This is a genomic window from Stappia sp., from assembly GCF_965276915.1.
Taxonomy (GTDB): Bacteria; Pseudomonadota; Alphaproteobacteria; order Rhizobiales; family Stappiaceae; genus Stappia.
Map to the genome: position 1 here is coordinate 2662177 of NZ_OZ255709.1, position 20116 is coordinate 2682292.

A 20116-nucleotide genomic window follows, 5' to 3' on the forward strand; every position below is an offset into this window, starting at 1 on the left:
ACGTTTCGAAGAAAATGCATAAGAACGACACAAAAGGCATGAACAGGGTGCCGGGAGGACCCGTAGCCGGATGGCGCCAGCGCCTCGCCGGGGCCGGCGGCGGTGTGCTTGGAGATGTTTCCGGCGCCTTCGGTGACCTGGGAACCTTCCTTCCTTACGTGATTGTCGCCATCGGTGCGGGCCTCCTGTCTCCGGCCCCGGTCTTTGCCGGCTTTGCCGTCGGCTATCTCCTTGTTGCCATCGTCTATCGCCTGCCTGTAGCCGTCCAGCCGATGAAGGCGGTCGGCGCCGTGATCCTGGCCGGGGGCCTGTCGGGCGGAGAGGTCGCGTGGGCCGGCGCGATGCTCGGGGCGATTCTGCTGGCGCTCGCCGCCTCGCCGTTGCTGCTGCGCGCGGCGCGGGTGATCCCGCAATCGGTCGTGACCGGCCTGCAGGCAGGGCTCGGGCTGGTCCTGCTCGCCGTTGCCGCGCGTCTGATGGGTGGCGACTGGCTGCTCGCCGTCCCGGCGCTCGCCCTGCTGTCGCTGACATGGGTGTGGCCGCGCGGTCCGTTTGCGCTTGCGCTCGTCGTGGTCGCCATCGCCTTCGGTCCCTCGCTTGGGGCGCCGCTCGACATGTCCCTGGTCGGCGCCGCGCCGAACGGGCACGCCGCATCGCCCTGGAACGCGTTTGTCTCCGGCGTGCTGCCGCAGCTGCCGCTGACGCTGCTCAACGCCGTGGTGGTCGCCGCCGCCGTTGCCCGCACGCTGTACGGCCCGGGCGCGCGGCGGGTGAGCGAGCGCCGGCTTGCCGCGACCTCCGGCGCGCTCAACCTCGTCCTCGCCCCGTTCGGCGCGATGCCCATGTGCCACGGGGCAGGGGGCATTGCCGGCCATCACCGGTTCGGCGCGCGCAGCCTGGCGGCGCCGCTGCTGCTCGCCCTGCTCTGCGCCCTTGCGGCGCTTTCGGGAGATACGGTGCCGGCGCTGCTTGCGCGCATTCCCGCCTCCCTCGTCGGGGCGCTGCTTGCCTATGCTGCGGTCGATCTGCTCGCCAGCCGTCGTCTCGTCGATGCCCGCCCCGACTGCCGGCCGGTGATCGCCGTCGCCGCGCTGGCGACATGGGGCCTCGGCGCGCTCGCCGGTCTCGCTGCCGGTCTTGCGGCGGAGGCCGTGCGCGTGCGGATCAGGCGCGGCGGCGCAGGCTCTGCGACACTCACACAGGAGAATGGAAAATGAAGATCAGCGCCCGCAACGTCATCAAGGGCAAGGTGCTTGAGATCAAGGAAGGTCCGGTCAACAGCCAGGTCCGCGTCGATATCGGCGCCGGCAACGTCATCACCTCGATGATCACCTCCGATGCGGTGGCGGACCTGGGCATCGCCGTCGGCGGCGAGGTGCACGTCATCGTCAAGGCATCCGAGGTGATGCTGGCGACCGACTGAGCGGCCCCGGGGCGGGCCGCGGCCCCTACCCGTCGCGGCGCGCCTTGACGACCAGCTCCTCGCCGGCCGACAGCAGCAACGCGCCGGTCTCGTCGATCCGCCAGTCCGTCACGGTCGGCAGCAGCGACAGGAACTTCGCCTCCTGGTTCATCAGTGCCGGCGCGCAGGCCATCATCGTCGCCACCGTCCGGCGATCGACCGAGATGCGCGCCCCATTGGTGGCGAAGCGGGTCGAATAGCTGTTGCAGGTGGCCCGTCCGCCCAGCGTGCCCTCGCGCGTGAACGCCAGGGTGACCCGCGAGAAGTCGATGATCCCGCCCTTGGCGATGTCCTCCACCACCCAGTCGGAACCGGGCAGCAGCTCCAGCCCGGCCGGCGCCCGCGTTTTCGTCGCGGTCAGCTCGCATTCGGGCAGTTGCTTGCCGCGCAGGGTGACGAGCGCTGTCTCGCCCTTGCTCCAGAAACCCGTGCTGGGATCGCCCTCCGCCTCGTATTTCGCTCCCGATGCGCTTTCCACTTGCCTGAGCGTGAATTCCTCGTCCGCCACCTGCAGCACGGGACGCTCGTCGCGCATTCCGAACCGGACGGTGATGTCGCCGCAGACCAGCGTCGAGGTGAACGCGAGGGCCTCGGTGCGCGCCAGCACGATCGCGCCGGTATCGTGTTCCTCGCCGCTCCGGGGCACCACCCTGACCGGTTCCGAGACCCAGCCCGGCTGCCCGCGATCCGACAGCTCGATCCGCAACGCGTAGGGCGTCCCCGGGACAAGGAGCGTGCCGTCGACCTTGAGGAAGAAGGGGGCGGGAACCTGTCGGCCTTCAAGGCGGCTGCTGCGGCTGGCGATCAGGCGGCCGGCTTCCGGATCGTCGCCAAGCGAGGGGCTTTCGCGCAGCTCGACGACAAGCTCGGCGTCGCTGCTCACCGCGATGCGCTCGCGATAGGCGGCGGTGCCGGTGATCTTGGCCGGCTTCTCCTGCAAGGGCGTCTCGTCCGCTCCGGCCTGGCTCCATGTCGCCCCCGTCGCTGCCGCGAGGGCCAGCGCCATGACGGCGCGGATGCCGGATTGTCGGGAAAAACTCATGCGCTTCCGGGCCCCCTTGTCGTTCGGCACGCCTGTTCGCTCAAGGCGCTTGCCATTCAGCATAGGGATGTTTCAGGGCAAAATCTGGACAGGGTTCCGGGCGCCGGCGTGTCGGGGCGGCGGCAATGCTAAAAGGGCGACCCTTGCGGATCGCCCTTTCCCGCCGGCCGGCGCGAGGTCTCTGGAGGAGGAGCCGATGGGGCGTGCCCCGCGCTGGCAGGCTGTCCGTGCCGCCCTTACTGGGCGGTGATGACGGTCATCACCAGCTTGCCGTCGACGCGCACCGGGCCGTCTTCCTTGGCGCCCAGCGTGTACTCGAAGGCACCGGTCTTCATGCCGCCGTCCTCGCCGTGGATCATCAGCATCAGCTTGTCGCCGGTTGCGACCGGCTCGGTCAGGATCGCGGCGACGTCCATGGTTTCGCCCGAGCGGATCGGGGCGTAGGCGACCACCGGGCCGGGCTTCATGGTGTCGTCGGTGCGGTGGACGACGAGCCAGCCATTGTCTGTCGCGGTCACCTTGGCTGCGGAAACGATGCCGTTGGCGACCGACTGGTCCATCGCCTCGACGCCCATCTTGCCCATGTCCGCGGAGGCGGTGCCGGCCGCGGCGACCAGGGCGAGGGTGAGAAGAATGCGTTTCATGACAACTCCTGTTTTTGCTTGCACGAAATGTCTTTCTTGAAAGCTGCGGTTTTTCACCGCGCTTGGGGGTAGCTACCGGCGGGGAGAGGAAAAGGTTTCGACCGGGAGCAAAAAAATCCCGACACGGCGCGATGTGAAGAAGGTCCGCTTGGTCTCCCGCCGCGTAACGGGAAGAATGGAGACGGGCCTTGCGCTTTGCGCAAGATCGACACCCGGGCCGTTCCTGTCATAGATTGTGCGTTCTGGAGCCATTTGTTCATGACCCTTTCGCCGGGCGAAAATCCCGATAAAGCGCGTTCCGCGACTGGCGCCTCCGCCGGCGACGACCTTGCCGTGCTGCTCGCCCGTGTCGCGGCCGGAGAGCGTCCGGCCTTCGAGACGCTCTACGCTCGAACCAGCGCGAAACTTTTCGGCGTCATCGTCAGTATCTGCAGGGACAGGAGCATTTCCGAGGATGTGTTGCAGAACGCCTATGTGCGGATCTGGCGCTATGCGGACAGCTTCGACGAGGCGCGCGCCCGGCCGATATCCTGGCTGGCGGCCGTCGCCCGAAATGCGGCGATCGACGAGTTGCGAACAAGTGCAAGAACAGGCCTCCCGGGCGCGCTGACCACGACCGGCGCTTCGGGGGACGGGCAGGGGGGCGAGGATGGCGACATCCTCGAACGCCTCGCCGACCAGACGGAACATCCCGCTCCATGGGACCTCGGCGCGCTGCGGGCGTGCCTGGATCTTCTGGAGACGGACCAGAGGCGCTGCGTGCTCTATGCCTATTACGAAGGCTATTCCCGCGAGGATCTGAGCGAGCGTTTCGACCGTCCGGTCGGAACGATCAAGACATGGCTGCATCGGGGCCTGATCGCCCTGAAAGCCTGTTTGGGTGACCGATGACGGACGAGGAACGCACAATCCTGGCCGGCGAGTATGTGCTCGGCACGCTGTCCCTGGCGGAGCGCCGCCGGGTCGAGAGCCTGCGTGCCGGGGACGAGCGTCTCGACGCCGAGATCGGCATGTGGGAGCACCGGCTTGGCCCGCTTGGCGCCGGTGCCGCGGAGATCGCGCCGCCCGCCGGCATCCTGGAGCGCGTCCTGGCGGAGATCGACGCGGGTTCGCGGCCTGCGGGCGCCCGTCCCGATGCCCGGACCGCCGGACAACCGGTACGCCCGCCCTCGGCCGCTCCGGTCTGGCTTGCCGGCATCATCGCGCTTTGCCTCGGGCTTGGCGGCGGCTACATGGCACGCCCGCTCTTCGATCCCGCCGCCGCTCCCGCCGGAGACGGCAGCAACTACGTTGCCGTGGTCAATCGTGATGCCGGCCTGCCGGCGCTTATCGTGCGCGTGGACCTTGCCTCCGGCACCGTCAGCGTCCGCCCCGTCGCGGCGGAAAAGCCGGACGGCAGCGATCTCGAGCTCTGGTACGTGGCGCCCGGCGCGCAGCCCCGCTCGCTCGGCGTGATCGATGCTGAGCACCGGGTCACCGCCGATCTCGATCTTGGATCGCTCGCCGAGAATTCCGTCCTCGCCGTCAGCGTCGAGCCGGCGGGCGGGTCCGCGACCGGCGCCCCGACGGGACCCGTCGTCTATTCCGGGCAGCTGATCCGCGACTGACGGGCAGGCCCGGGCTTCTTCTGCGAAATCGTGACGTGCCCCAGCCGATGACCGCGACGGGCGGCCTGCATGCGCCCCCGCGCCGGCGTCGTGCCGTTTTCCGCTCACCTCACGAACCCGTGATCGTTCGGGCTGAAACCTTCTCCTGTGCCCCTCGGTAGCTACTGGCGTGTCGGGAAAAGGCGGGCTTCAGGCCGCCGCCCGGCACCGTCAAACGAATTCACAGGAGAAACTTCATGTTCACGCGTTCTGCAAAGCTTCTCGTCACCGCCGCGTTCGCCGCCACGCTGGCCGCTCCCGCCGCCTTCGCCGAAAACCCGATGGTCGGCGGCGCGCCGATGTATGCGGAAAAGAACATCGTCGAGAATGCCGTCAACTCGAAGGATCACACGACGCTTGTCGCAGCCGTCAAGGCCGCCGGCCTCGTCGAGACGCTGCAGGGCGAGGGACCGTTCACGGTGTTCGCCCCGACCAATGCCGCCTTCGACAAGCTGCCCGAAGGCACGGTCGCCACGCTGCTGAAGCCGGAGAACAAGGACCAGCTCGCCAAGGTCCTGACCTGCCATGTGGTGGCCGCCGATGCCATGTCCTCGGCGATCAACAAGATGATCGCGGATGATGGCGGCGCCCATCCGGTCAAGACCGTCGGCGGCTGCGAGTTCACCGCCCGCACCAAGGACGGCAAGATCATGATCGAGGACGGCCAGGGCAACATGGCGACGGTGACCATCGCCGATGTCGACCAGTCGAACGGCGTCATCCACGTGATCGACACCGTGCTGTTGCCGGCCTCGTAAGGCCCGCGTTCCAGCTGGCGAAGAGACCCGCCGCGCGCCCTGGCGCGGGCGCGCGGCGGTCGGCCGCGCGGGGAGACATGCTTGCCTCTCCCCGTGCGGCCGTGTCTCGTTCTTGGCCGGGATATTGCGCTTTTTCCAACCCTGATTCGAACGAAGCCGGCGCTGCGGCCGGTTTCCTTATGGAATACAGACGCTTGTCTTGTCCCGACGGCACTTTACCGCTTCTTTACGCATTTCTTCGGAGCCTTGACGTTGCGGCACGAGGACCGGAGCGGAGAACATGCGGAAAATCAGCCTGAATATCGGAGTGGCGCACAAGATGGGAGCGACGATGGTCCTTCTCATCGGTGTCTCCGCGGCGGCCAGCCTGCTGTCGTTCAACGCGACCCAGCGCGTCGGCGAGCACGGCATCGCCCTTGGCGAACGGGAAGCGCCGCTCGCCGATGCGGCAATGGAGGTCAAGCTGACCGCCACCCATGCGCATCTCCTGTTCGAGGAGATCATGTCCGGCGATGACGGCGAGAGCATCGACGAGGTCTGGCGGCTGATCGGCGAGGCGCGCTTCTACGCGAAAGCCATTCTCGACGGCGGCAGCAATGACGAGGGCACGTTCTATCCCAGCGACAACGCGGCGGTTCGCACGATCATGCAGGATGTGGCCGCGCAGATCGACGTGTTTGAGGAGGTTGCGCGCAAGCGGCATTCGTCGCTGAGGACGGGGCAGGGCGAGGCCGCCGGTTCGCAGGCGGACGAACTCTTCGACCAGACCTTCGAGCGGTTTATCGCCCGCGCCGACGAGGCCGAGGAACTCATCCACGGGCAGATGGCCGCAAGCCTTGCCAACCTGCGCCGCGAGACGGAGACCTCGCGTGTCATCGGCCTTGCCGGGTTCGGCGTGATGCTGGCCGTGCTTCTTGGCGGCCTGTTCTATATCCAGCGTTTCATCGCCTCGCGGCTTCGCGACCTGGACAGGGTGGCGCACGCCTATGCGGATGGCGACACCGACATGCCGGTTCCCGGCTGGACGGCGAATGACGAACTCGGACGACTGCGCGAGACGCTGGGCCAGTTCCGGGACGGTGTTGTCCGGCAGCGCGAGCTTGCCGCCCGGGCGACGGAGAGCGAAGCGCAACGCGCGTCCGAGCAGAAAGCGTTCCAGAAGCGGACAGCCGAGGCCTTCCACGAGACGACGCAGGCCTATTTCGACAGTCTCGATAGTGCCGCGACCAGTCTTCTCGGCGCCGTCGATACGCTCGACCGGATGACGGAGCGGTCCAGCGAACTTTCGCAAAGCACGACGAGTTCCTCGCGACACGCGTCGGACAACGTCCAGACGGTGGCCGCGGCGGCGGAGGAGCTGAGTTCCTCGATCTCGGAGATCGCGCGCCAGGTGTCTTCCACCACGGAAGTCGTGACCCGTGCCTCGGGCCATGCCCACAAGACCAACGAGACCGTCTCGCATCTTGCCGCGGGCGCCACCAAGATCGGCGAAGTGGTGACGCTGATCCAGGCGATTGCCGAGCAGACCAACCTCCTGGCGCTGAACGCCACCATCGAGGCGGCGCGGGCCGGCGAGGCCGGCAAGGGTTTCGCCGTCGTCGCCGCGGAGGTCAAGGAACTGGCGACGCAGACCTCGAAGGCAACGGAAGAGATCGGTTCGCAGATTGCCGCCATCCAGGCCTCGACCGACGAGGCGGTCGAGGCGATCGACGAGATCACCCGCACCATGCAGGACATCGACGGGTTCACCGGCTCGATCGCCGCCGCCGTCAGCCAGCAGGGTGGCGCGACCAATGATATCAGCCGGCACGCGCAGCAGGCCTCCGCGCGCACCAGCGAGGTGGCCGACACCATGGGCGAGATGTCCGCCGCCATTGGCCATTCCGGTGAGAGCGCGGCCGCCGTACGCGAACTGTCGCGGACCGTGCACCGGGAGGCGGCCAGCCTTCGCACCTCCGTCGACGAATTCCTTGCCCGTTTCGCGGCCGCCTGAGGCGCGCCGGCCGCATCGGTCGGGATTGACGTTGGTCCGGGCAGCCCGGCTGGCGAGCCAAGCTGCAGCGTTCACTTTTCTCGAACGATACTGTCACTGATCGCGGTATTGTATTTCCCGTTCGATTAAACCAGATTTCCGGACAAGAGGCTTGGTGCGGGTGTCGCACCGGCGCCTTTTGACCGGAGATCGACGATGACCGCGACCACCCTTGCCCCGGCAGACCGCTTCGACATGGCTGCCGCCCCCATGCGAATCGGCCGCGTCCGCCTCGCCGTGCGCGATCTTGAACGCGTTTCGCGCTTCTACCGCGACACGCTCGGCCTGGCGCTTGCCGAGGATCGCGGCGAGACACATCTGCTTGGCGCCGGAGACACCCCCTTCCTGGAGTTGCGTGGCGATCCGGCCTTGCAGGCCGCGCCGCGCGGCGCGGCCGGTCTGTTCCACACCGCCTTCCTGCTTCCCGCCCGTGCCGATCTCGGCCGCTGGCTCGCCTTCGCGGCGCAGGCGGGGCTGCGTGTTCAGGGCGCGTCCGATCACAAGGTCAGCGAGGCGGTCTATCTCGCCGATCCGGAAGGAAACGGCATCGAGATCTATGCCGACCGGTCATCGGCCGTCTGGACCGATGCCAATGGCGACATCCAGATGTCGACCGATCCGCTGGATGTGGAAAGCCTGCTCGCCGAGGCGGCCGGGACCCGGTGGACCGGCGCGCCGGCCGGCACCATCGTCGGCCATGTCCATCTTCAGGTCGGCGACACGGCCGAGGCCGAGCGCTTCTATGCCGGCCTTCTCGGCTTCGACATCGCCAAGCGCTATCCCGGCGCCAGCTTCTTCGGCTCGGGTGGCTATCATCACCAGCTCGCCGGCAACATCTGGAACAGCCGCGGCGCGCCGCCGCGCAAGCCGGGCCATGCCGGTCTCGAAAAGCTCGAGATCGTGGTCGGCGACAGGCAGCGCCTTGCGACCCTTGCCGGGAAAGCCGCCGCCGCCGGCCTGGAGCCGGTCGCGGGCGAGGGCGAACTCCGGCTCCGCGATCCCTGGGGCACGCAGGTGGTGTTGACGGCGGGCTGACCGCGAAACATGGCGGGGCGGAGCCTCCGCCGATATGTCCTTGCCGAAAACGTCGGTTCTCCCCGTCCTCCTCGCGCTTTCCGTCCTTGCTCGCCTTCGCTTGCGCGGCGGGTGCGTTGCCGCATCGTCCGCCGCGTATCCGTGGCCAACAGCCATACCGGCCGGGGACGCACGGCACGCTCTCTCGATGCAAGGGAAATTATCTTGACGAGAAGATAAATTTCCTCCATTTATCTTTTCGCCAAGATAAATGGAGGGTGCCATGACCGATATCTGCATCAGGCGTCAGCGGGCTTCCGCGCCGGGCGAGAGCCGCACCGTGCGCTTCGAGGGGCGCGATTTCGCCTCGCCCGTGTCGATGTTCCTGTCGCACAAGGATCCGGGGGAGGGATCGGGGCTTCACATGCACCCTTACCGCGAGACCTGGGTGGTGCAGCGGGGCGAGGCGGAATTCACCGTCGGCGAGGAGCGCATCCGCGCCGCGGCCGGCGACATCGTCGTTGCGCCGGCCGATGTCCCGCACCGTTTCCTCAATGTGGGCAGCGGCAGGCTGGAGATCGTCTGCATCCATCCGGGCGGGACCATCCTGCAGCAGGATCTGTGACCGGCCACGCGCCGCACGCTTCTCGAAAGGACAAGAGCATGTCGACATCGAACGAAAAGCCGAAGGTCAAGGGACCTGCCTCCTACTTCCCCTCCATCGAGAAGACATACGGCCGCCCCGTCGGCGAATGGATCGCGTTGATCCACGCGCAGGACGGCCTGAAGCATATGGAACTGGTGAACTGGCTGAAAGAGACCCACGGCCTTGGCCATGGCCATGCCAACGCCCTGGTCGCCCATGCGCTCGCCGCAAGGAAGTGAGAAAGGGGCGTGACGTGGGGGACGGTTGCCAAACGGCACGGCCGCTGCCGGACGGCGGCGAGACGAAGCGTTCCGGCTGTGGGGGAAGTTAAAGAGAAGGAGTGGCTCCCCGAGCAGGGCTCGAACCTGCGACAATTCGATTAACAGTCGAATGCTCTACCAACTGAGCTATCGGGGATCACCAACGGGGCAGCGGATCGTGTCCGCCGCGTCGATGCGAGGCGTATAGCAAACGCATCCTACCCTTGCCAAGCCCTTTGTCGCAAAACTTTTCCACAAGAGCGCATCGCGGGGCGAGGAGCGCCATTGTCGCGCTGCCCCGCGGGCGGCGACCGGCCACGGCTTTTCAACCGTTGCGCGTGTCGTGCCCGTTCGCCCGTGCTTGCGCTTGTTGTGAGCCGGCTGCCGCGTTAAGAAGGACGTCCGGTCCTCTTTGACGGGCGAAGCCCGAGAAAGAGGAGAAATTCGGAATGCGGTGGGGGAGGACCCAACTCGGGATCCCGAATCCGCAGCTGCCCCCGCAACTGTGAGCGGCGAGCCTTCCTGCGAAAACCACTGGACCCTCCTGGGTCCGGGAAGGGCAGGAGCAAGGCTTTGACCCGCGAGCCAGGAGACGAGCCGGACCATCCGGAATCCCTTGCGGGTTCCGGCCCGAAACGTCACGCGCCGTCGGGTGGACGGCAGGAGGCCAGATGATCCCTTTCAAGGGCCAAGACCCTGTTGAGGGCAAGCGCCGCGCAGGCGCCCTGAACCGTACTCGTCGCGGATGCGCGACGTGAGCACCGTTCATTCCTCCCGCACAGTGCTTGTCACCGGCGGTGCGCGCTCCGGCAAGAGCCTGCATGCGGAAGGACTGGTTGCGGCAAGCGGCCGCGATCCCGTCTATGTCGCCACCTGCGCCGCGTACGACACCGAGATGAGCGCGCGCATCGCCCGCCACCGCGAGCAGCGCGGGCCCGGCTGGACCACCATCGAGGAGCCGCGCGACATCGCCGCCGTGATTGCCCGCGAGGCGGCGCCGGCCCGGGCTGTTCTCGTCGACTGCCTGACCCTTTGGCTTTCCAACCTGCTCTTTGCCGAGGCCGACATTGAGGCCGAGACGGACCGCCTTGCCGGGGCGCTTGCCGCCGCCGCCGGTCCGGTCGTTCTCGTCACCAACGAGGTCGGCTCGGGCATCGTGCCGGAAAACGCGCTTGCGCGCCGTTTTCGCGACGATCAGGGCCGCCTCAACCGTCATATTGCCGAAATCGCGGATGCGGTGGTGCTTGTCGCCGCCGGCCTTCCGCTCGTTCTCAAACCCGCTCCCGCCCAACCGGAGATCCGTCTATGACCACCGCAAAAACCCCCGGCAACATCTCCGGCAAGATCCCCGCAACCATCGTCACCGGCTTCCTCGGGGCCGGCAAGACGACGTTGCTCGCCAACCTCCTGCGCGAGGCCAAGGGCAAGCGCATCGCCCTCATCGTCAACGAGTTCGGCGACATGGGCTTCGACGGCTCGCTGGTCGACGGCTGTGCCGATCCCGACTGCGCCGCCGAGGATGTGGTCGAGCTCACCAACGGCTGCATCTGCTGCACCGTCGCCGATGATTTCCTGCCCACCATGGAAATGCTGATCGCCCGCGACGAGGCGCCCGACCACATCGTCATCGAGACGTCGGGCCTTGCCCTGCCGCAGCCGCTGGTGCGCGCCTTCAACTGGCCGAGCGTCAGGACGAGGGTCACGGTCGACGCGGTCGTCACGGTGGTCGATGCGGCCGCCGTCGCGGAAGGGCGCGTCACCGGCAACGAGGCGGCGCTTGCCGCACAGCGCGCCGCCGACGAGGCGCTCGATCATGAAAGCCCGATCGAGGAACTGTTCGAGGACCAGCTCGTCTGCGCCGATCTCGTTGTGCTCAACAAGGCCGATCTCGTCGACGGCGAGACGCTGGCCCGTGTGCGCGCCGAAGTGGCGGCCCGCGTCCGTCCGGCGGTGGAGATCGTCACGGCGGAAAAGGGCGTGCTCGCCGCCGACGTGCTGCTTGGCCGGATGAGCGCCTCGGAGGAGGACATGCAGGGCCGCCAAAGCCATCACGAGGGCCATCACGAGGCGCACCACCACGACCATGATGACGACCATGACCATGACCACGATGATCATGATCACCACCATCATCACGACCACGACCATGACCATGACGAGTTCGCCAGCCATGTGATCGCGCTGCCGCAGCTCGTCTCGCTCAAGGACCTGGAGGCGCGTGTCGCCGCCGCCATGGCGGTGCCCGGCGTGCTGCGGATCAAGGGCGCGGTTGCCATCGAGGGCAAGACGGCACCGGCGATGGTGCAGGCGGTCGGCCCGCGCGTCGAGACCTGGTTTGCCCGCGACGCCCGCGCGCCGGGCCGCGTCGTCGTCATCGGCCTTGCCGGCTTCGACCTCGCCCGCGTCGAGGGACTGCTCGCCAGCGCGCTTGCCGCGTGACCGGGCAGACCCTCGCAGGACAGGACAGGTAGCGGCATGCATATTCTCGCCGGACGCAGCGGACGCATCGACCAGGGCGACGAGGCGGTCGATCTCGGCCAGTCGCCGGCCGATGTCGTCTTCCTGTCCGCCGCCGACACCGAGCTTGCCTCACTGGCAAGTGTTGCCGGTGCGCGCGCTGCCGGCGGGCCGTCGCTGCGCCTCGCCAACCTGATGGCGCTGTCGCATCCCTATTCGGTCGACATGTATGCCGAGGCGACCGTTGCCGGCTCGCGGCTGGTCATCGTCCGCCTGCTCGGCGGCGCCGAGTACTGGCCCTATGGCGTCGACCGGCTGACCGAGGTGGCGCGCGGCGAGGGGCTGCATCTCGCCGTCCTGCCGGGCGACGACCGCTGGGACGCAGCGCTTGCCGCCCGCTCGACGATGCCGCTGGAGCAAGCCGAGCGGCTCTGGCGCTATCTCGCCGAGGGCGGGGCGGAGAACCTTGCAAACCTGCTGCGCTACGCCGGCCATCTCCTCGACGGCGCACCCGAGCCCGATCCTCCGCGCGCCCTGCCGCGCGCCGGCCTGTTCGTGCCGGGCCGGTCCCGTCCGACGCTCGCCGACCTGCAGGCGACCTGGGCCGATCCGGCCGCGCCCGTTGCCGCCATCGTCTTCTACCGGGCCTTGATGCAAGGGGCTGCGACCGAGCCGGTCGAGGCGCTGTGCGAGGCCCTGAAAACCGAGGGCGTCAACCCGCTGCCCGTCTTCGTCTCCTCGCTGAAGGAGGCCGAATCCGCCGCCGTCCTTGCCGCGCTCTTTGCCGGGGCGCCGCCGGCCGTCGTCCTCAACGCCACCGCCTTCGCCGTCTCCAAGGCCGGCGAGACGCACAGTCCCACGCCGCTCGACGCCCCGGGCGCGCCGGTGTTGCAGGTGGTCTTCTCCTCGTCGTCGGAGGAAGGCTGGCGCGATGCCGACCAGGGGCTTTCGATCCGCGATCTCGCCATGCATGTGGTGATGCCCGAGGTCGACGGGCGCATCCTCACCCGCGCCGTCTCCTTCAAGGAGCAGGCGCCGCGCGACCCGCTCACCCAGTCCTCGACCATGCGCTTCGTGCCGAAGGCGGACCGCATCGCCTTCGTCGCGGCGCAGGCCGCCCGCATCGCCCGGCTGTCCGCAACGCCGGCCGGCGAGCGCAAGGTCGCGCTGATCCTTGCCAACTATCCCAACAAGGATGGCCGGCTCGCCAATGGCGTCGGCCTCGACACGCCGGCCTCCTGCGCGCGCCTTTTGCAGGCGCTCGGATCCGAGGGCTACCGCATCGACAACGCGCCGGAGGGCTCGGCCGCGCTGATGGCGATGATCAGCGACGGGCCGACCAACGATCTCGCCTCTCGCCGTGTCCGCCATGGCGGCGCGGCACTGTCGCTTGCCGGCTATGCGGTGCATTTCGCCCGCCTGCCGCAGGCGGTGCAGGAGGCCGTCACCGCCCGCTGGGGCTTGGCCGAAGACGATCCGCATGTGGAGGAGGGCGCCTTTCGCCTTGCCGTCACGCGCTTCGGCAACGCGGTGGTCGGCATCCAGCCGGCGCGCGGCTACAACATCGATCCCAAGGCGACCTATCACGACCCGGACCTTGTGCCGCCGCACCATTATTTCGCCTTCTACATCTGGCTGCGAGAGGTCTTCGGCATCCATGCGGTCGTGCATCTGGGCAAGCACGGCAATCTCGAATGGCTGCCGGGCAAGGCGCTGGCCCTTTCGGAAAACTGCTTCCCGGAAGCGGTGCTCGGCCCGGTGCCCAACATCTACCCCTTCATCGTCAACGATCCGGGCGAGGGGGCGCAGGCCAAGCGCCGCACCTCCGCCGTCATCGTCGATCACCTGACGCCGCCGCTGGCGCGCGCCGAAAGCCACGGCGTTGCCGCCGAGCTCGAAGTACTGCTCGACGAGTATTATCTCGCCCAGGGCGTCGATCCGCGCCGCCTCAAGGCGCTGACCCGCGACATTCTCGACGCCGCCACCCGCCACGGCCTCGACCGCGACATCGGCATCACCGACGAGATGGACGAGGACACCCGCCTTGCCCGGCTCGACGCGCATCTGTGCGACCTGAAGGAGATGCAGATCCGTGACGGGCTGCATGTGCTGGGTGCGGCGCCCGAGGGCGGCTTGCTTACCGCGCTGCTCGTCGCGCTGACCCGCGTGCCGCGCGGGGAAGGGGCGGCCAACGAGGGGATCACGCGGGCGCTTGCCAGGGATCTGGGCCTGTGCCCGGGCGACACCGAGGCGTCCGGCCAGCTGGCGTCATCCCGGCCAAGCGAAGCGCGAGCCGGGATCGGAGAGCCGGGACGTGGCGAGAGGGCCGGGGCTCCCCGGTCCCGGATCTCCGCTGGCGCTCCGTCCGGGATGACGGACGCGGGGCATATGTTCGATCCGCTCGCCTGCGCCTACGAGCTGCCTTTCGAGGGCCCGCGCCCGGCGATGCTTGCGGACCTCTCCGAAAGCCCCTGGCGCACATGCGGCGACACGGTCGAGCGGCTGGAACTCCTCGCCGAACGGGTCGTCGAGGCGGGTGCGGCACCGCAGGGTTTTGCCGCCACCGCCGCCGTGCTGGAGGAGATAGAAACGCGCATCCGCCCTGCCGTTGCCACGTCGGGCGAGGCGGAGACGCGCGGCGTCCTCGCCGGCCTCGCCGGCCGCTTCGTGCCGCCTGGACCCTCCGGCGCGCCGACGCGCGGCCGGCCGGACGTTCTGCCCACGGGCCGCAACTTCTATTCCGTCGACGTGCGCGCCGTGCCGACCGAAACCTCCTGGCGCATCGGCAAGGCGAGCGCGGAACGCCTCGTCGAGCGCCATTTTCAGGAGGAGGGCGACTACCCGGCGGCCCTCGTGCTGACCTGCTGGGGCACGGCCAACATGCGCACCGGCGGCGACGATGTCGCCCAGGCGCTGGCCCTGATCGGCGCGCGGCCGAAATGGGAGCCGGGCTCGGGCCGCGTCACCGGCTTCGACATTCTTGCCCTTGCCGAGCTCGGCCGCCCCCGCGTCGACGTGACCCTGCGCATTTCCGGCTTCTTCCGCGATGCCTTCCCGCACCAGATCGACCTGTTCCAGTCGGCGGTGGCGGCGATTGCAGCGCTTGAGGAGCCGGCCGACGCCAACCCGCTTGCCGCCCGCGCCCGCACGGAGGCCTCCCGGCTGGAGGGCGAGGGCGTCACGTCCGCCGACGCCCGCCGCCGGTCGCTCTTCCGCGTTTTCGGATCGAAGCCGGGAGCCTATGGCGCCGGCCTGCAGGCGCTGGTCGACGAGGGCATCTGGGAAAACCGCGCCGATTTCGCCGACGCCTTCCTTGCCTGGGGCTCCTATGCCTATGGCGGCGGCGCGTCCGGGGAGGGGGCGCGGACCGCGCTTGAGACGCGCCTTTCCAGGGTCGACGCGGTGCTCCACAATCAGGACAACCGCGAGCATGACCTGCTCGACAGCGACGACTATTACCAGTTCGAGGGCGGGCTTTCCGCAACGGTCGAGACGCTGAAGGGTACAGCGCCAAGGGTCTGGCACAACGATCATTCGCGGCCCGAGCGGCCGGTGATCCGCACGCTCGCCGAGGAGATCGGCCGGGTGGTGCGCGGTCGCGCGGCCAATCCGAAATGGATCGCCGGTGTCATGCGCCACGGCTACAAGGGCGCCTTCGAGATCGCCGCGACGGTGGACTATCTCTTCGCCTTTTCCGCCACCACCAATGCGGTCGGCGACCATCACTTCGACCAGCTCTATGACGCCTATCTGGACGATGAGACCGTGCGCGCGTTTCTCGCCATGGCCAATCCGAAGGCGCTTGAGGAAATCGAGGCGCGCTTCCGCGAGGCGGTCGAGCGCGGCCTGTGGCGACCGCGCCGCAACTCGACGCGCGCCGCATTGAACATTGACGCAGAGGCTATCGAGGCCCCTCGGGCCGATGAAAGGGAGACGACCGGATGAGCGACAAGAAGGCGGAAATGACCGAAGAGGAACTGAACGCCCGCCATGCCGACAAGATGCGCAAGAAGAAGGCGGCGCGCGACAAGATCATGGCCACCAAGACCATCGAGAAGGGCCTCCTGATCGTCCATACCGGCAAGGGCAAGGGCAAGTCGACGGCCGGCTTCGGCATGGTCTTCCGCTCGCTCGGCCATGGCCACAAGGTCGCCGTGGTACAGTTCGTCAAGGGCCGCATCGAGACCGGCGAGCGCATGGCGCTGGAGCGCTTCTCCGACCTCGTCACCATCAAGCGCATGGGCGAGGGCTTCACCTGGGAGACCCAGGACCGCCAGCGCGACATCGATGCCGCCCGCGCCGCCTGGGAGGCCGCCAAGGACCTGATCCGCTCGCGCGAGCACCGGATCGTGCTTTGCGACGAGCTCAACATCGTGCTGCGCTACGATTACCTGCCGATCGAGGAGGTCGTCGCCTTCCTCAAGGACGAGAAGCCGGAGGACGTCCACGTCGTCATCACCGGGCGCAACGCCAAGGACGAGTTGATCGAGATCGCCGATCTCGTCACCGAGATGACCCAGATCAAGCACCCGTTCCGCTCCGGCGTGAAGCCGCAGGAGGGGATCGAGTTTTGAGGAGCGGCGGGAACAACGGCGGCAGCGAGGGAGCCACCGGCGGCATGAAGCCGTTCGATGCCGCGCTCCGCCGCGCCTCTGCCTCGCATGAAGAGCTTGTCCGCCGCTATGAACTCTTTCGCACGGTGGTGGAGTTTCTCGCGGCGCTGATGTTCGTCATCGGCAGCGTGTTCTTCTTCTACGACAGCCTGCTTTTCGCCGGCACGTGGCTGTTTCTGATCGGCTCGATCCTGTTCGCGGTCCGTCCGACGATCCGGCTTGCGCTCGAGCTTCATCTGGCCCGCCTGCCGGTGCCGGACGAGTTTCGCCCCTATGGCGCTGTTCGCGGCGGGGATCGTGAGCCGTGACGGGTTCACCGCTTTCTTCCGTTTTGCAATTTAAAGTAGCGTAAACTCATGCCGTTTATTTCAGGTGGTGATCATTCCACGCGCGACGGTGAGGAGAGAGCGGCGATGGCCATGGGCATTGAGGTGTTCGGGGAGATTTTTCAGGACGGGCGGATGGAGGGCGTCGATCCGCGGGATTTTGTCCGCAAGGTTGCCCCGCTTGCCGAACCCGGGGTGGCACGCCTGCCCGGGCCGGGTTCCGCGGCACCTCAGCCCGCACCGGCCGTGATCGACACCATCCCGGATTGCGGGCTGGTGATCTCGCAAGCCGGTACCTATACGCTCGCGAAGAATGTCACCTGGACCCCGGATGCGGACGCATCCGCGGCGATCTCGATCTCCGCCGACAATGTGACGCTCGACCTTGGCGGCCTCGAGCTGTCGGTGAACCCTGGCGCGGAAGACCGGCAGCTGTCGGCTGTCCTTGTCTCCCAATGCGCCAATGTGACGGTCCGCAACGGGTCCATCCTGAACGCATGCTTTCGCGGTGTGTCGGCTGAGGAGGTGGAAAACCTCACGGTGGCCTCGGTGGTGGTCAGCGGCGTGACCTTCCGCGATATCGCGACGCGCAATTGCTGTCCGGCCGGCATCTTCGTCTATGACAGCAAGACCGTCGAGATCACCGGATGCCAGGTCAACTACATGTACGTGACCTCCGATGTCGCCGCCGGGATCATGACGCTCCTGTGCAGCAACGTCGCGGTGTCGCAGTGCTCGGTGACGCAGCTGGTGAACTATGACGGATCGGTGCAGGGGATTTGCTGCTACGGGTCCTCCGGCGTGACCTGGACGGGCTGCCGGGCCTCGACCCTGCAATCCTTCTTCAACGGCAACATCCGCACGGGCGGGCATACGGTGCTCGGCTTCATGCCCTGCCTCAGTGCGCATGTTTCGGTCGTGCAGTGTTCGGCGGACACGCTCATCGGCAGCCGGGACGACTGCCACGGCATGTCGGTTTTCATCTGTTTCGACGTGCTGGTCGAGCAGTTCCGGGCGGACACGGTTGTCTGCGGACCCGCACCCTACAACACCGGGGCAAAGGCGACCGGGCTGGAGGTCTATGGCTGGCGTGTCCAGGTGTTCGGCAGCTCGGCAACGAACATCCGCGCGACCAATCCGCAGGACAGGCAGGCCGCCGGCTTCAGTGCCTGGGGCTGGGGCATCGCCTTCGCCGACTGCACGGCAAGCGCGGTCGGGGTGAGCGATGCGGCCGGCCAGTGGACACCGTCACTCGGATATGGCGTGGGGTACGGATGGGCACCCGATCCGCGCCCGGAATTCCGCTCCGGCACGGCGATTGCCGTCGACTACGCGCGCTGCACGGCGCAGAACTGCCAGGTCGGCTTCGACACCTGGAACCACGTGAGGTCGGCGTGGATCGGAACGACCGCGACCGGTTGCGCCACGGAGTATCTTGTCCAGACCGACCCGCCCGGCACGCGGACGATTTCCGCCGACCCGGCCTCCGAATGCAATCCGCCGATCACGGTGACGCTGACAAATCAGGCGGCTGACAATACGCTGCCGGGCGGGTAAGGCATCAGGGCAAGCATCCGGCCAGGTATTTGGGAAAGGCCTCGCGTGCCATGTGTGACTGATTGGGAAATGGTGATGACCGTGGATCGAGGCCGGGCGTGACGCCGAGGAAAACGCCGGGAAAAACACCCGCCCTGATGATCCAGGGCACCGGCTCCAATGTCGGCAAGAGCCTGATTGTCGCCGGCCTCTGCCGCCTCTTTGCCGACCGGGGGCTGAAGGTGCGCCCGTTCAAGCCGCAGAACATGTCGAACAACGCCGCTGTCACCGCTGACGGCGGCGAGATCGGCCGGGCGCAAGGCTTGCAGGCGATCGCCGCGCGCGTGCCCCTGTCGGTCCACATGAACCCGGTTCTCCTGAAGCCCGAGACCGATGTCGGGGCCCAGGTGATCGTGCAGGGAAAACGCGCCGGCACCATGCGGGCGCGCGAATACGGAAGCCGCAAGGCCGAGCTCCTGCCGAAGGTTCTGGAGAGCTTCGCGCGCATTTCGGACGGCGCCGACCTCGTGCTGGTGGAAGGGGCGGGCTCGCCGGCCGAGATCAACCTCAGGGCCGGCGACATCGCCAATATGGGCTTTGCCGAGGCCGCAGACATTCCCGTGGCGCTGTGCGGCGACATCGACCGGGGCGGGGTGATCGCCTCGCTTGTCGGCACCCACACGATCCTGCCCGAGGACGAGCGCGCCCGCATCAAGGCGTTTCTGGTCAACCGTTTCCGGGGCGATGTATCGCTCTTCGATGGAGGCGTGCGCGAGATCGCCGCGCGCACAGGCTGGCGGCCGCTCGGCGTGGTGCCGTGGTTCGCGGACGCCCACCGCCTGCCGGCCGAGGATGCGCTGGGGCTGGAAGAGGGCGAAGGCGACGGCTCGGTGAAGATCGCCGTGCCGGTGATCAGCCGCATCGCCAATTTCGACGATCTCGATCCGCTCCGGCTTGAGCCCGGCGTGACGCTTGAACTGGTCGGCCCGGGCGAACCGCTGCCCGGCGATGCCGATCTTGTCCTGCTGCCGGGCAGCAAGTCGACCGTCGGCGATCTCGCCTTCCTGAGGGCGCAGGGCTGGGACATCGACATTGCCGCCCACGTGCGGCGCGGCGGGCAGGTGATCGGCATTTGCGGCGGCTACCAGATGCTGGGGCGCACCATTGCAGACCCCGACGGCATCGAGGGGACGCCCGGCACCGTCGCGGGCCTTGGCCTGCTGGACGTCGACACCGTGCTGACGCCGGACAAGCAGCTCGTCGAGGTCTCGGGCCGGCATCTGGCCAGCGGCGAGGGCTTTTCCGGCTACGAGATCCATATCGGCCGCACGCAAGGGGCGGACTGCGCCCGGCCCTTCGCCTCGGTGGCCGCCGGCGAGGGCATGTCGAGCGCCGATGCACCGCACCCGGACGGCGCGGTCTCCGCAAGCGGCCTCGTCATGGGCACCTATGTGCACGGGCTATTTGCTTCCGATGCCTTCCGCGCCGCCTTTCTGGCGCGGTTCGGCGCGGCCTCCAGGCTTGCCTACGAGGGCGGCATCGACGCAACGCTGGGTCGCCTTGCGGCCCATCTGGAGGCGTCCCTCGACATCGATGCGATCCTGGAGATCGCCGGCCGCTGACGGTCGCGCGGCTCAATCCTGGCGGTGAGATTCTGGCGCCGAGATTCTGGCCCGCCGC

The 20116-nt window shown here is 67.9% G+C and carries 18 protein-coding genes, 1 tRNA gene and 1 riboswitch; of the genes, 16 read left to right on the forward strand and 3 right to left on the reverse strand.

Going from position 1 to position 20116, the window contains the following annotated elements; translation table 11 throughout:
• Positions 1-38 precede the first annotated feature (38 nt).
• Both ACQY46_RS12420 and ACQY46_RS12425 read left to right on the forward strand, forming a co-directional pair.
• Positions 39-1217 (forward strand): putative sulfate/molybdate transporter, encoded by a 1179-nt coding sequence (locus ACQY46_RS12420; protein ID WP_428696355.1) that lies wholly within the window; start codon positions 39-41, stop codon positions 1215-1217.
• Positions 1214-1423, forward strand: coding sequence for a TOBE domain-containing protein (locus tag ACQY46_RS12425; protein WP_306030631.1), 210 nt, complete (start codon positions 1214-1216; stop codon positions 1421-1423). Before ACQY46_RS12420 ends, ACQY46_RS12425 begins: the two co-directional genes overlap by 4 nt.
• 25 nt (positions 1424-1448) lie before the next feature.
• Here the strand turns inward: ACQY46_RS12425 and ACQY46_RS12430 are convergent, their stop codons facing one another.
• Both ACQY46_RS12430 and ACQY46_RS12435 read right to left on the reverse strand, forming a co-directional pair.
• Positions 1449-2504 (reverse strand): META domain-containing protein, encoded by a 1056-nt coding sequence (locus ACQY46_RS12430; protein WP_428696357.1) that lies wholly within the window; start codon positions 2502-2504, stop codon positions 1449-1451.
• A 236-nt stretch (positions 2505-2740) separates the two neighbouring features.
• Positions 2741-3148 (reverse strand): DUF7282 domain-containing protein, encoded by a 408-nt coding sequence (locus ACQY46_RS12435; RefSeq protein WP_428696358.1) that lies wholly within the window; start codon positions 3146-3148, stop codon positions 2741-2743.
• Between the two features lie 258 nt (positions 3149-3406).
• Here ACQY46_RS12435 and ACQY46_RS12440 point away from each other — a divergent pair, with 258 nt between their 5' ends.
• From ACQY46_RS12440 to ACQY46_RS12470, 7 genes are all read left to right on the forward strand, one after another.
• The gene (locus ACQY46_RS12440; RefSeq protein ID WP_428696359.1) at positions 3407-4039 is read left to right on the forward strand and encodes a sigma-70 family RNA polymerase sigma factor; all 633 of its coding nucleotides are present in this window, start codon (positions 3407-3409) and stop codon (positions 4037-4039) included.
• Complete coding sequence (locus ACQY46_RS12445) at positions 4036-4755, forward strand: anti-sigma factor (protein ID WP_428696360.1); 720 nt, start codon at positions 4036-4038, stop codon at positions 4753-4755. The genes ACQY46_RS12440 and ACQY46_RS12445 overlap by 4 nt, the downstream gene beginning before the upstream one ends.
• Before the next feature lie 236 nt (positions 4756-4991).
• The gene (locus ACQY46_RS12450) at positions 4992-5552 is read left to right on the forward strand and encodes a fasciclin domain-containing protein (RefSeq protein ID WP_428696361.1); all 561 of its coding nucleotides are present in this window, start codon (positions 4992-4994) and stop codon (positions 5550-5552) included.
• A 280-nt stretch (positions 5553-5832) separates the two neighbouring features.
• Complete coding sequence (locus ACQY46_RS12455) at positions 5833-7545, forward strand: methyl-accepting chemotaxis protein (RefSeq protein WP_428696362.1); 1713 nt, start codon at positions 5833-5835, stop codon at positions 7543-7545.
• 195 nt (positions 7546-7740) lie between these two features.
• On the forward strand, positions 7741-8619 hold the full coding sequence (locus ACQY46_RS12460) for a VOC family protein (protein ID WP_428696363.1): 879 nt from the start codon (positions 7741-7743) through the stop codon (positions 8617-8619).
• 262 nt (positions 8620-8881) lie between these two features.
• Positions 8882-9223, forward strand: a complete 342-nt coding sequence (locus tag ACQY46_RS12465) for a cupin domain-containing protein (RefSeq protein ID WP_428696364.1) — start codon at positions 8882-8884, stop codon at positions 9221-9223.
• 38 nt (positions 9224-9261) lie between these two features.
• Entirely contained in the window at positions 9262-9483 is a 222-nt protein-coding gene (locus ACQY46_RS12470; RefSeq protein WP_428696365.1) for a DUF4287 domain-containing protein, read from the forward strand.
• A gap of 102 nt (positions 9484-9585) precedes the next feature.
• On the opposite strand, the gene ACQY46_RS12475 is transcribed toward ACQY46_RS12470, so the two are convergent.
• A tRNA-Asn gene (locus ACQY46_RS12475) sits at positions 9586-9661 on the reverse strand.
• Between the two features lie 229 nt (positions 9662-9890).
• A riboswitch (cobalamin riboswitch) is annotated at positions 9891-10120 on the forward strand.
• Positions 10121-10249: 129 nt separating this feature from the next.
• Between ACQY46_RS12475 and cobU the strand changes: the two genes are divergently transcribed.
• From cobU to ACQY46_RS12510, 7 genes are all read left to right on the forward strand, one after another.
• Positions 10250-10813 carry a bifunctional adenosylcobinamide kinase/adenosylcobinamide-phosphate guanylyltransferase gene (gene cobU, locus ACQY46_RS12480; protein WP_428696366.1) on the forward strand — a complete coding sequence of 188 codons (564 nt, stop codon included), beginning with the start codon at positions 10250-10252 and terminating at the stop codon, positions 10811-10813.
• Positions 10810-11943 (forward strand): cobalamin biosynthesis protein CobW, encoded by a 1134-nt coding sequence (gene cobW / locus ACQY46_RS12485; RefSeq protein ID WP_428696367.1) that lies wholly within the window; start codon positions 10810-10812, stop codon positions 11941-11943. The genes cobU and cobW overlap by 4 nt, the downstream gene beginning before the upstream one ends.
• A 36-nt stretch (positions 11944-11979) precedes the next feature.
• Positions 11980-15906, forward strand: coding sequence for a cobaltochelatase subunit CobN (gene cobN, locus ACQY46_RS12490; RefSeq protein WP_428696368.1), 3927 nt, complete (start codon positions 11980-11982; stop codon positions 15904-15906).
• Positions 15903-16535, forward strand: a complete 633-nt coding sequence (gene cobO, locus ACQY46_RS12495; RefSeq protein WP_428696369.1) for a cob(I)yrinic acid a,c-diamide adenosyltransferase — start codon at positions 15903-15905, stop codon at positions 16533-16535. Before cobN ends, cobO begins: the two co-directional genes overlap by 4 nt.
• Positions 16536-16579: 44 nt before the next feature.
• Positions 16580-16882, forward strand: a complete 303-nt coding sequence (locus tag ACQY46_RS12500; RefSeq protein ID WP_428696370.1) for a YrhK family protein — start codon at positions 16580-16582, stop codon at positions 16880-16882.
• A gap of 105 nt (positions 16883-16987) precedes the next feature.
• A complete protein-coding gene (locus tag ACQY46_RS12505; protein ID WP_428696371.1) occupies positions 16988-18457 on the forward strand; it encodes a right-handed parallel beta-helix repeat-containing protein in 1470 nt (489 codons plus the stop codon).
• Positions 18458-18594: 137 nt separating this feature from the next.
• On the forward strand, positions 18595-20058 hold the full coding sequence (locus ACQY46_RS12510; RefSeq protein ID WP_428696372.1) for a cobyric acid synthase: 1464 nt from the start codon (positions 18595-18597) through the stop codon (positions 20056-20058).
• The last annotated feature ends 58 nt before the right edge of the window (positions 20059-20116 follow it).